Origin of the sequence: Sphingomonas sp. CFBP8993, assembly GCF_034044895.1 — a bacterium.
GTDB lineage: Bacteria > Pseudomonadota > Alphaproteobacteria > Sphingomonadales > Sphingomonadaceae > Sphingomonas.
This window is the reverse complement of record NZ_JAXCWU010000002.1, coordinates 146188-157257: the sequence shown is the minus strand read 5'-3', so window position 1 is coordinate 157257 and position 11070 is coordinate 146188. Positions and strand designations below refer to the sequence as shown.

General features: G+C 64.4%; 11 protein-coding genes. 4 read left to right on the top strand and 7 right to left on the bottom strand.

From position 1 onward, the window contains the following. Positions 1 to 90 precede the first annotated feature (90 nt). The 3 genes from SOM26_RS03805 to SOM26_RS03795 all read left to right on the top strand — a co-directional run bounded on the left by SOM26_RS03805 (position 91) and on the right by SOM26_RS03795 (position 2624). Positions 91 to 813 (top strand): hypothetical protein, encoded by a 723-nt coding sequence (locus SOM26_RS03805; RefSeq protein WP_320451416.1) that lies wholly within the window; start codon positions 91 to 93, stop codon positions 811 to 813. A 5-nt stretch (positions 814 to 818) separates the two neighbouring features. Beyond that, entirely contained in the window at positions 819 to 1643 is an 825-nt protein-coding gene (locus tag SOM26_RS03800) for a hypothetical protein (RefSeq protein ID WP_320451415.1), read from the top strand. Between the two features lie 207 nt (positions 1644 to 1850). After that, on the top strand, positions 1851 to 2624 hold the full coding sequence (locus tag SOM26_RS03795) for a hypothetical protein (protein WP_320451414.1): 774 nt from the start codon (positions 1851 to 1853) through the stop codon (positions 2622 to 2624). Between the two features lie 441 nt (positions 2625 to 3065). Here SOM26_RS03795 and SOM26_RS03790 read toward each other — a convergent pair whose 3' ends face one another. The 7 genes from SOM26_RS03790 to SOM26_RS03760 all read right to left on the bottom strand — a co-directional run bounded on the left by SOM26_RS03790 (position 3066) and on the right by SOM26_RS03760 (position 10126). Further along, positions 3066 to 4058, bottom strand: a complete 993-nt coding sequence (locus SOM26_RS03790) for a hypothetical protein (protein ID WP_320451413.1) — start codon at positions 4056 to 4058, stop codon at positions 3066 to 3068. 116 nt (positions 4059 to 4174) lie between these two features. Continuing rightward, a complete protein-coding gene (locus SOM26_RS03785) occupies positions 4175 to 4606 on the bottom strand; it encodes a hypothetical protein (protein ID WP_149682743.1) in 432 nt (143 codons plus the stop codon). An 11-nt stretch (positions 4607 to 4617) separates the two neighbouring features. Further along, entirely contained in the window at positions 4618 to 5268 is a 651-nt protein-coding gene (locus SOM26_RS03780) for a hypothetical protein (protein ID WP_320451412.1), read from the bottom strand. Positions 5269 to 5318: 50 nt separating this feature from the next. After that, complete coding sequence (locus tag SOM26_RS03775) at positions 5319 to 5447, bottom strand: hypothetical protein (RefSeq protein ID WP_320451411.1); 129 nt, start codon at positions 5445 to 5447, stop codon at positions 5319 to 5321. Then, on the bottom strand, positions 5444 to 6103 hold the full coding sequence (locus tag SOM26_RS03770) for an SEN1982 family lipoprotein (protein WP_320451410.1): 660 nt from the start codon (positions 6101 to 6103) through the stop codon (positions 5444 to 5446). Before SOM26_RS03770 ends, SOM26_RS03775 begins: the two co-directional genes overlap by 4 nt. A 29-nt stretch (positions 6104 to 6132) precedes the next feature. Further along, entirely contained in the window at positions 6133 to 8382 is a 2250-nt protein-coding gene (locus SOM26_RS03765; RefSeq protein WP_320451409.1) for a S8 family serine peptidase, read from the bottom strand. Between the two features lie 853 nt (positions 8383 to 9235). After that, the gene (locus SOM26_RS03760; RefSeq protein WP_320451408.1) at positions 9236 to 10126 is read right to left on the bottom strand and encodes an SDR family oxidoreductase; all 891 of its coding nucleotides are present in this window, start codon (positions 10124 to 10126) and stop codon (positions 9236 to 9238) included. A 95-nt stretch (positions 10127 to 10221) separates the two neighbouring features. Between SOM26_RS03760 and SOM26_RS03755 the strand changes: the two genes are divergently transcribed. Beyond that, complete coding sequence (locus SOM26_RS03755; protein WP_306996652.1) at positions 10222 to 11043, top strand: helix-turn-helix transcriptional regulator; 822 nt, start codon at positions 10222 to 10224, stop codon at positions 11041 to 11043. Positions 11044 to 11070: the final 27 nt, after the last annotated feature.

The window sequence follows — 11070 nt, the reverse complement described above, 5'->3', positions numbered from 1 at the left end:
ATTCGCAAATCGATCCGCTGGAAAATTTGTGGAGAAGCCATCGTCTGCACATCTCGTCGAAGCCTGACAACGAGATGGAACGACATGCCAATGCCGAAGAAGAGCCGCAACGAGATCACCATCACCGACGCCCCCCGGTCCATGACCCGGACGATGGCGGGCGGCGGCGACCTCGTTCAGGTCGATGCCGTCTTCCACGTGCCGGCGGTGCATCCCGTCGGATCGGGACCGTGGAGCGAGGAGGCGGACAAGATCAGCTGGACCGACATGCCCACCGGCTACGGCTGCATCATGCGCCGTTCGCCGCTCGGCAAGTATCTCGCCGGATACGTGTCGGTCCCGCCCGGTCATCCGATGTTCGGTCGCGGCACCGGTTCCCTCAATGATCTCCTCATCGGCGTGCACGGCGGAATCGACTATGCCGCTGCCTGCCGAGCTTCCGAACCGGAAGAGGTTTCGATCTGCCATCCGTCCGGCCGGGAGAAGCGCGAACGCGTCGTATCGCGATCGAACAGGCAAACGGTGTACGAGAACGAGGCTGCAAAGGGCCAAGGCCACGCCGACGCATGGTGGTTCGGCTTCTCCTGCAATCAGATCGGCGACGTCCTGCCGGACGCGAGCTACGGCCACCAGAAGAAACAGGAGCGACTCATCGGTGGCGTGGAACCCATCTACAGGACCGAAGCCTACGTCTACCGCGAATGCGTCCGCCTCGCCGCCCAGTTGAAGGCCATCGAGGAGGGACGCGATCCGCGCGATGCGGATCCCGGCCCGTCGACGTCCAGCCACGATCCCTACCGGACGAGGGGGTGAGGATCATGGACATCGATCCCGAACTGCCGTGGGGCAACTGGCATCGCATCGAAGGCAGGTCGAGCGGCTCGGTCTTCGTCGACGACGCGACGGGCGAGACGTGGCCATCGCTGCGTGCCGCGCTGTGGTGCGGCCGCCTCGGCATGCCCACCCAAAACGGCGAGCCGCCGGCCGAATTGCTTGAACTGGTCCACGCCGTGCTCGCCGCCACCGTGCGAAGGGAGCCCGGATACCGTCAGCAGCTCGCCGATCTATTCGAAGGCAATAGGCTGTTCCAGCGCATGTTCCACCTCTGGCTCGCATCGACGGGTCTAGCGGTTCTCGCGCGGAATGGTGAAGGCGTGGGTGAACTCACGCCTGAAGGCTGGTCGGTGCTACTCATGCTGGCTGCGACCCGGCCCTACGATGTCCGACGCAACCGGCCCTGCGCTGCGACGATCGCGATGCTCCGCGAACTTGGCCTCGGCCCCGAGGATCGGGAAGTGCGGCTCGAACGGCTGGAGCGGGAGGCCCGTCGCTGGGATGCCGCCTTCCTCCGTTGCGACGAGGCGGGCAGACCGACCATCGTGCTCGCCAAACGTAGCGATGGTCCGGTGCCGATCCTGCAGACGGTATGGACGCTTGGGTTCTCGACCAGGAACCAGCGTGACGGCTTCTACGACTGGCTCTGTCGGCACCTCGACCGCTGGCAGGCCTGGGGTGATCTCGCAAGCCAATACGACTCGACCAAGCTGACGCACAAGCTCCTCGCGGTGATGACGGAATGGATCGCAGAGCGTGACCATCAGGCACCGTTCGTAACCTGGCCCCGGCGCAACGAGACGAGCTGATCCGGGAAAGAGGCGATGACTGCATCGCCCGATATGCAGACCACCGGCTCGGCGAGGGCATAAAGCGATCTTCACGCCCTCTGCGAGCCGGTCGGTCCGACATACCTCATACAAAGTCGCAAGGCCGCGCTTGCCCGGATGTGGGCACCTCTCTCGCTGCCGAGATCCACCCAACCGCGACGAGTCACACCGACCTGGGAGCCGGACATGAGCAAATGGCTGCTGCACATCGACGAGACGACCCGCGAACGAGTGATGCGCGTCATCGAGGAAGCACGGCGGACCATCGCCGATGATTGCCGCATCGTAGGGCGGATCCAGTGCGGGTTCGAGGCCATCGCCATCCGAGCGGTCGGCTCCCGCGGTGAACTGGAACAGGTGCACGTCTCGGTCGATGGCGAATGGTGCATGATAACGGCAAGGGCGATCGAGGGATCGCTTCCCGATACGTTGATGCTGACCGGCCCTCTCCTCCCTCGATCTCCGTCAGTGGTCAGCGGCGTCGACGACGTCCTGTCCAGCCTCGAGCACTGGCGTGATCGCCTGTCCGATCCGGAGACCATCCGCTCGACCGATCACGCGGCCGACATACGGCGTGATCTCTCGTATCTAGTCAGAGCCGTGGCTCAGCAGTTCGACAACCGCTGGTCGCAGGCGATCGTACGGTCGCGCGGTACCGGCCGTCATCGCATTCAACTTCGGCTCGCTGGCGACGCGAGCGGATCGACGGAAATGGCTTTCGTATCGGGAACACGCCGATCCGGCGTCGGTGGTATGAGCAGGCAACTGGTCGAAGCGATCGACGGCATCGTCGGTGACCACACGCACGTGTCGGCGTGGAACGGAGAATGCCCGGCTGACAGGCTCATCGTAACCGTAGGCTCGACGCCTTTCATCGATATCGGTGGTCCTGAGGATTCTATGGCGACGATGCGCGGCTACGTGCGGCTTCCCGCTGGCGCATTTCTGATCTCCCCGTAGGAGCGCTTGCGGTAGGAATGCCGCCCATGTTGCCAGCATAACGCCTGACGTCAGCAACAGCCGGCTCCGGCCTCATATTCATCACCCACGTATTCGGTCGAGGACCCGGAACGCCTTCGGACCGACCCCTATCAATACTACAAGTAAGTACGAGTGATTCCCTCGGATCGTCGCTTTGCCCAATGCGGCCTGTCGCCTTGCGCAACCCTGCACAATCAACCGTGGTACGATCCTCGAGTACGCCGTGCGCGCGTCGTGGAGAAAGGATGCCGCGCCGTCTCTCAAGCGGAATTTCCGATGCGCTGCTGCCACCTACGTCTCAGCTATGTCCAAGCGAAGTCGCGATCTGGGTAACGCGGGAAAGGATGAGAGGCTGACGCGGAGCGAGAAGGATAGGAAATGGGATTGAGACAAGACTTGTTGGCCGGAGCGGTCTCGGCTTCACTCGCTTGCCTTCTCCCGATGCCTGGCATTACGTCGGAACTCGTGCTCCGAGATAGAGCAATGGCCGGAGGTATCCTCGATCCAGATCCGGAGGCGAAGGAGCGGCTCGTCCACTCGCATACCAAACCTGCTCGTATTTCCCGGAACCAACCAGCCGCCCGAGTCACTTGCCAACGTTACCCGGGCTCTCCTACCATTCTTTATCAGTTCGACCGCACCGATGCGCAAAGGACGATTGTCGTCGTTGACGACTTCGATGATGGTGCGCAGCCCAAGGAAACCGAGCCTAGGCTCAACACGGACATGGGCAGGAAGCGGCCTGTAGTCATCCGCACCACGACCACGGCTCGCTTCTGCGGCGATGTTGACGGCCTGAGCGGCCACCACCAAGCCCAGAAGCGAGAGTGCCGCGGCACCGATCGAGGCCATGATCGTCCACAATCCGAACCGGAGGGAGGACCTCGCGATACCGTTGCCGATAGCCATCTCGCGAACGGCTGCCCACTGGGCGCACAGATCGCTATCCGAGGAGGTCTGGGGATTGCGGCAGTATGGTTCATAGCCGCCGGGGCTGTATCGCTGGGCATCGCCCGCAGCACCAGAGGTCGCCGCGTGGCTCTTGGTATCGTCTCCTGCGGGTTCATGGCGCTCATTGCCATCGTCGGCTTCTTTCCATGACGGCAGGATAAATGGAACGCGCCAATGAACGGACGTTCCTGGCACTTGTAAAAGCGCCGATCCATCCGGCTCCCGTCCTACAGCCTCTTCGACCGGTTGATACGGAAGCGTTCGCACATTTTCGGTCTGAGGTGCGGCATTATGAGAAACGGTGTAGGCTTGGACGCGATGCTCTACGACTTCCGGTGCGAGCTTGTACCAAGCAAGACCGCCAACTGCGACCAGAAGCAGCGAACAGAAAATTAGACCGATAACTACGATCGGATCGGCTCCCCGGAGCCAAAGGCCGTGCATCAACTTTTTTAACGACATAACCGAACGTTAGACGTGCAGCCGTTACCGATCCGTCAACAGCGTTGCTTCTGAAGTCTATGCACATGCAAAATTGGAAGCACAGCAGGCCCCTTTTGATCGATCTTCGCTCTAGATCATGAACCGCAGATCATCGAGCCCCTCAGTCGCACCGTGGTGCTTCGGTACTTGACGACCAACGTCGCGTCGGTGGTCACCGTTTCGTACCCCATCGCCCGCACGACGGCGGCGTCCAGTATCCTTACTTTCAGTCCTGGTGCCTGCCACGCGTCATGTGTGAAGGGGAACAATTCACGCGCACCCGCTGCTGGTTCGAGGACGACGACGCGCCCGGCAACTCGCGTCATGCCCGTACGCCCGTTGGCGGCGAACAGGACCGGCCCGTTCCTTCGGGCCGACCAGTAGCAGCCGGTCCCGTCCATGCCCGCCGCACGCCAGTCGCGCATGGTGGTGGCTTGAAGCGGTCCGTTCCGCTTCACTGTCGCAGCGATCGACGTTGCCGCCGTAGCGAGGCATGCCATCGTCATGAGCAGGGCCTTAAAACGCATATTCCCTCCGTTCAGAACGCCGCGCCGGTCTTCTTCGGCACCAGCCGGTCGGCCGCAGCCATGACGGCGGCATCGTCCGCCTTCTCGGCACGGGTGCCGCGGGTGGCGTTGATCATGACGGCGTCCGAGGTGTCAATGATGACGGTCGGCCCCTCGCTGAAGACGATGCTCTCGCCGCAGCGGTAGCCCGCGTCGCACCACGATCCCCGCAGCTCCGTGCCCACCATGGGACGTCCAAATTTGGCCGCCAGCTGCCTGCGCAACGCCGGCAGATCCACCGTCCTGCCGTCGATGCGGAGCGAGAAGTCGTCGACGATGGAGCCCGACTGCACCTGAGCGAAGTGGATCGTCAGGCCCTCGCCATTCGGCCCACGGCAATCGAACTGCATCGTGCCGGTGGTGTAGGGAACGGGACCGCGTGCACGGTTCCGGTCCTTGACTTCGGCGGCGACGCGAGAGGCGAAGTCGGCTTCGTTGCCGAACGGCTTGCAGGCGTAGCTCGCGGACGCGAGCGCGGTCCGGACCTGCTCGATCGGCATGCCCAGGCGGACGCCCGCGACGTCCATCCTCAACGGACTCATACCGGTGGCTGCCGGCTTGATGGGTGCGGCCGGCGTCAGCGGCATGGCGGCGGCGAGCAGGACGGCGATCATGGGGATCATGACGTGGTTCTTTCGGAATATGGTGGATGAAGGTCGGAAGGAGGTGCGTTTCAGCGCATCGACGAGGCGACGAACCCGACGATGGCGGCGGCATCGGCGACGTGGCGAGCATCCGAGGCGCGGGCGCTGCCGAACCATGATGGGGCATCCACGGTCGGCATTGCCTGCAGGGCCGTCACAGCGCGTCCCAACCGTCGTTCGTTCGTACGAGCGTGACGGTCCGTTCCTCGGGCCGAGTGATCTTCGAGCGCACGTTCTCGGGCAGGCCCGGCAACGGTTCGACACCCCGATAGGTGAAGGTGACCTGCGACACCGTGCGGCCCAAGGCGTCGGCGGGATCGGTCCAGCGGACCACGTCGACGATCTCGCCCCTGGCGGCACAGACCCCCGGAAACGCGCGCATGCCGCGCGACGTCTTCGCCTCGACCGGTCGGAAGTACGCCTTGCCCCGATCGGTCGGCGTGTAGCTGATCAGCGCCTGCCGGGTCAGCGGCAGGGTGAAGTCGGCGCGTTTCGCCAGTGCGTTCAATTCGGTGCGCGTCAGCAGGCCCTCGCGTGCGGCCTCCTCGACCAACGTACGGCTCCGGACGTCGTCCGGGTCGGCCCCCTCGACGGGAGCGACCGGCACGATGATCGGAAAGGGCTGCGTCGGGTCGTCATTCAGGATCATGCGCTGGATCGGGATCGTGCGGCAGAAGATGTCGCTCACCATCGGTTCCAGCGCCTTGCGGAAGTTCGCATCGTTCGGCGTCTTCGTATCCGAGCAGGCGGACAGCACGAGCATGGCCGCCACCGTGCCGGCTTGCGTTAGAGTCGTGTGTTTCGTCGGTGACATGCGTGGTTTTCCTTTCTGATCGGGTATGGTCAGCGGATGGTCAGGGTCGCGAAGCCGGCGGTGTCGACGGCACCGGCGACGTGTCCGGCATCGAAGGCATGGGCGACGCCGAACCGGACCGAGGAGTTAGGCGACAGCGCACGGGACCATCCGAACTCGAGGTCCAGCTCCCGTGCGTCGGGGGTGAGATCGACGGCCCCGGTCGTGGTCGTCAGCGTGCCGGAGACGAGATCGTACGACACCGGCATCAGCATCATGACGCGAGCGCTTTCGATGCGGAGCGGCGAGGATAGGCCGAACGTCGCGGTACCACCGAACAGACCGTGTGCGCCCTCCACCGCGAAGGCGGTGCCGATGACCGGACCGGTGAATCGCATCGTGTCAGATCCGCCCTCCACCCTGGTGGTGGCTGCGGTGACGCGTGCGGAGACGGGGATGCCGACGACCATACGTCGCACCGTAAGCGAGGCCATGGTGGTCCTCGCCCCACGCTGTCCAACACCGACGTCCTGGCTCATGCCCAGCACGCGACCGCGTTCGACAAGATCGGAAAGTTCGAAGCCGAAACCGGACGGCATGGCGAAGGAGGCGGAGCGCAACGATGCGCGTCCGTCGCGCGACGAACCGGACGAGAAGCCGGCGGACCAGCCGTTGCCGGACCATGCCGAGGACATACCGATCGGGGCCGCGACGACCGCGCGCAGCGGGGATCCGGCGACGCCCCCGCTACCGCCGACGACGACGTTCGCACCGAGCGTCACCAACTGGCCGGGGGCGGGTGAGAACGAGACCATCGCCGGTCGGTTCGGGCGGGCCTGCCGCCAATAGTCTGGAACGGTGGAAGTGAAGCCGAGACGGGCGTCGGTGCTCGTGGAGGCGGACGTCAGCCACGGCGGGTCGACCGGTGCGAGCATGCCGCCGGCCAGCAGTCCCGAACCACGCGTGCGGACACCGGTCGCCGCCGTCATCCGGTAGTCACGGCCGTAGCGGTCGAACACGGTCATGCCGCCAACGGTACGGCCGATCACGGACGCGCCGCCGAACGGTGCCGACATGGTCAGCGAGGAGAACTTCGCCAGCGCCGTCTGCGCAGCGACGAAGGAACTGGCCGGCGCCTGCGCCTGCATCGCCTTCCCGACGTCGAGCAGCCCCACTCCGTATAGCTGGTCGACGCCCGGAGCGCCGAGATCGGTGGCCGTGTCGAGCAGGATTCGACTGATCGCCTTGCCGCCGAGCTGCGGCCAATATTGCTTGAGCAGCGCCGCCGCACCGGCGATCGCAGGTGCCGCGAAGCTGTTGCCGGTGACGGTCGTGATGGCGCCGTCCTTGCCCACGACGTCGATGTTCGATGCGACGACCGCGAGGGTGCGGTCCGCCAGCGCGCCGGGGGTGCCGTTGCCGCTGGGGGCCTGCAGGCTCCTATCGACGCGGATGCCGAACAGGAACCAATCCTTGTTGGTCATGTCGGTGCCGACCATGTTTTCGGTGACCTGACCCGCGAAGCTGTCCTGGCCGACGTCGTTCGATACGGATTGGACGAACAGACGGTCACTCGTGCGCACCAGATTCATCGCCTTGCGCTGGTCGACGGCGATCTGGCCGCCGGCGAAGCCGTTCAAGCTCATGCTGATGACGAACGCGCCCTTCTCGACCGCGTAGGTGATCGCGGGAGCGATGAGCGCCGAGTTCGGACCGCCGCCCTCGGGTACCGGGCCGGACGTCGGACTGACGTTCGACATGTCCGGGCCTGCGATCTTGAGTGCGAGCAGGGTCGCCTCCGGCGCCACGCCCTGCATGCCCTTGGCGTCACGGGCCGCCAGCGCGACCGACGCGGTCCCGCTGCCGTGACCGTTGTTGTCCTTCAGATCGTAGCGCACGATCTCGGCGTCGCAGGTGGCGCAGCGGGCGATCTTCTGGTCGAACGAGGTGCTGTCCGCCGAGATGCGGCCCTTGAATTCGGCCTCGTCGACATTGATGCCGGTGTCGATGACGGCGATCGTCACTCCCTTGCCGGTGATCCCGCGATCATAGGCATGGGCCGCCTTCATGCCGACCACTGCACCCGATGCCCTGTACTCCGCCGTATCCGCGGCCGAGGTCGGCGTGGGTGTGGGCACCGGAGTGGGCGTCACCGATGGGGTGGGAGCCGGCGCAACACCGCCCGCCGTGTTGACGCCGCCACCGCCGCCGCACCCGGCGAGCAGCATGGTCGCGGACACGACGGCCGAATTCCTGATGATGGCGAGCCGCCTGCTGCGGCATCCGATGAGTTCACCCACGCGCGAGTCCCCGTTCGCGTCGGTGCCGATCGGCTTCCCAGCCGGCGGCACCGCCCTGTTGCCGAGGCGCGGTGCCGGCCCGTGAGCCGGAAGTTGAGAACCCGTGACAAGACGAGCGCGGACGTCTTTAAGCCGAAGCCCTGGACATACACGTCCGCCTCCCGGCCGAAACTGGTTCGGGCCGGGCATACGGCTACTTGTCATCAGGGTTCTCACGCCCCGGTCCGCCTGCTGGCGAACGCATTCGTTCTACGCCGAAGGGGTTAACAGGATCAATTGGCGTTCGGAGATTCCGAGTCGTTTTCGAGCGACGCTCATCCCGAAGCACGGGCTGCGCTTCTTTACCCCGAGAGTGGACGCACTCTTTGCCACCGCCCGCCCCTACACCACAGCCGGGCTTCCGAATGGAATGCAGGTTCGCCGCCGAACCGAAGCCCCGTCCGGTCCGTAGAGCCCGAGACGACCGCGTCCGACGTTCCGATGGAGCGCGATGCCATGTCATGCATGGAACGGGATGTCGTCACCTTCTCCCATGACGTTCGGATGATCTGTTCTGTTATGGGTGACGTCTGCGTCGCCCTAGGGTGACACAGACGTCACCCTCACTCGTCCCTGAAGCCATGCTAGTTCCATACTGTTGGCTCCAGTCGATATGGCTCGCCATTCCATGCGCGAGTGACGCCTCATTCCGGCGTAACGACCTCAACCAGCATTCTCGAAAGCGATGGTGAAACGGGGAGGCCAACGGCTTCCCAAAAACCCATTAAGTGACATTCCGAGAAGGTTGGAAGTAGCCACGCGGCGTTGCTAGGCCGCATGAGTACCCGTCGATAAATACGGACTGAGGAATACGTCAGCCTGCGGCCGTCATACCGCAGATGTCGGTGAGCAAAGTCGGACCTTCGGGTTGCCAACCCAAATGCTTCCGCGTCAACGTGCTAGATGCTGACATGTCCTTCGATGCGAATGCTGCAAGCCAGCCGAAATGCGCACCAGCCTCGTCCGTGCTCACGGACCTCAACGGCAGGCCGAACGTCTGGCCGATCGCCTCGGCAATGTCGCGCAAGCTGATCGCGCCTTCAGCGGTGCCATGGTAGCGCGCGCCGGCCTCGTTCCGCTCCAGCGCCATCCGGTAAAGACGGGCGGTGTCGAGAACGTGCGCGGCCGACCATGTGTTGGCGCCCTCGCCGACATAGGCTGAGACGCCCTTCTTACAGGCAAGCCCGATGAGGTCGCTGACCAACCCTTGCTTGCGGGTGTCATGGATCTGAGAGTTACGCAGCACGATGACGTGGATACCGCGCCCGTACAGCGCCTCCCCTGCCAATTCGGAGGCTACCCGCGGGTTGGGACTATAGGCATTGAAGACATCCTCCGATGCCGGCTCGCCCAGTGTGGTCGATCCCATGGCGGTACTGGACGTGATGATGAGCGGCTTGGATGTACCTTCCAGGCCTGCGCCCAGCGCCTCGATGGCACGCCGATCCTTCTGGCAGTTTTCCAGGAAGTCCGCAAAATTATGGTCGAACGCCGTGTGGATCACACCGTCGCAGGCGGCCGCGCCTTCTGTCAGGCTTTCCAGATCCTCGATATCGCCCCGATGCGCCTCGGCCCCCGCCGCAACCAGCGCGTCAGCGCCAGCATCCGATCGGGTGAGGCCCAACACGCGATGCCCGGCACCCAGCAGCTCGGGGATGATGTGGGAGCCGATAAAGCCGGTCGCCCCGGTCAGAAACACGCGCATCGAACATTCTCCATGGCAGATGCAGCCATATCAATCCACGCGCTATCCCGTAAAAGTAGTGAGGGTATCCTATTATAGTTACTAACGGGAAGACGATGGCGACTGACTTCGACAATGGTCTCGGCCGCTATCTGAAGGATCGCCGTAGCCGGCTTGATCCGGACGCGTTCGGCTTTTCGACACAGCGTCGCCGGACCCCCGGCCTGAGACGCGAGGAGGTGGCGCAGCGCGCCAACATCAGCCCGACTTGGTACACCTGGCTTGAACAGGGACGGGGCGGGGCACCCTCGCCCGACGTGCTGAACCGCATCGCGCGCGGGCTGATGCTGACCGACGCCGAGCGCGAGCATCTGTTCATGCTGGCGCTCGGCCGCCCGCCCGAAGTCCGTTATAAGGCAACCGATACGGTGACGCCGCGCTTGCAACGTCTGCTCGACATGATGATCGCCAGCCCGGCGATCATCAAGACCGCGACTTGGGACGTGGTGGCGTGGAACCAGGCTGCGGCGCTCGTGCTGACCGATTACGGCACGCTGCCGCCTAAGGAGCGCAACATATTGCGGCTCGTCTTCTGCAACGACCGGATCCGCGGATCGCAGGAGGATTGGGAAAGCACCGCCCGTTTCGTCGTCGGCGCCTTTCGAGCCGATGCGGCGCGGGCCGGTGCTGTGTCGGAAGTCGGCCAGCTCGTCACCGAGCTTTGCGCGACAAGCCCGGACTTCGCGGCGCTCTGGGCGGACAACGACGTGCGCTTCCACGGCGAGGGGAGTAAGCGGCTCCGCCATCCCGAGTTAGGGCCGATCGAGCTGGAATATTCGGGCTTCGCGGTCGATGGCCGCCCCGATCTTGGCATGATCGTCTACAACCCTGTCGATCCCGCCGTCGCCGATCGCGTCCGGTCGCTCGTTGCCGGGTAGCTTTGCGCTTTCGCGAAAGGGAATGGC

Excerpts from the sequence above, each read along its gene's own strand:
- SOM26_RS03805 (WP_320451416.1), top strand. The coding sequence starts at position 91 with ATGCCGAAGAAGAGCCGCAACGAGATCACCATCACCGACGCCCCCCGG.
- SOM26_RS03800 (WP_320451415.1), top strand. The coding sequence starts at position 819 with ATGGACATCGATCCCGAACTGCCGTGGGGCAACTGGCATCGCATCGAA.
- SOM26_RS03795 (WP_320451414.1), top strand. The coding sequence starts at position 1,851 with ATGAGCAAATGGCTGCTGCACATCGACGAGACGACCCGCGAACGAGTG.
- SOM26_RS03790 (WP_320451413.1), bottom strand. The coding sequence starts at position 4,058 with ATGTCGTTAAAAAAGTTGATGCACGGCCTTTGGCTCCGGGGAGCCGAT.
- SOM26_RS03785 (WP_149682743.1), bottom strand. The coding sequence starts at position 4,606 with ATGCGTTTTAAGGCCCTGCTCATGACGATGGCATGCCTCGCTACGGCG.
- SOM26_RS03780 (WP_320451412.1), bottom strand. The coding sequence starts at position 5,268 with ATGATCCCCATGATCGCCGTCCTGCTCGCCGCCGCCATGCCGCTGACG.
- SOM26_RS03770 (WP_320451410.1), bottom strand. The coding sequence starts at position 6,103 with ATGTCACCGACGAAACACACGACTCTAACGCAAGCCGGCACGGTGGCG.
- SOM26_RS03760 (WP_320451408.1), bottom strand. The coding sequence starts at position 10,126 with ATGCGCGTGTTTCTGACCGGGGCGACCGGCTTTATCGGCTCCCACATC.
- SOM26_RS03755 (WP_306996652.1), top strand. The coding sequence starts at position 10,222 with ATGGCGACTGACTTCGACAATGGTCTCGGCCGCTATCTGAAGGATCGC.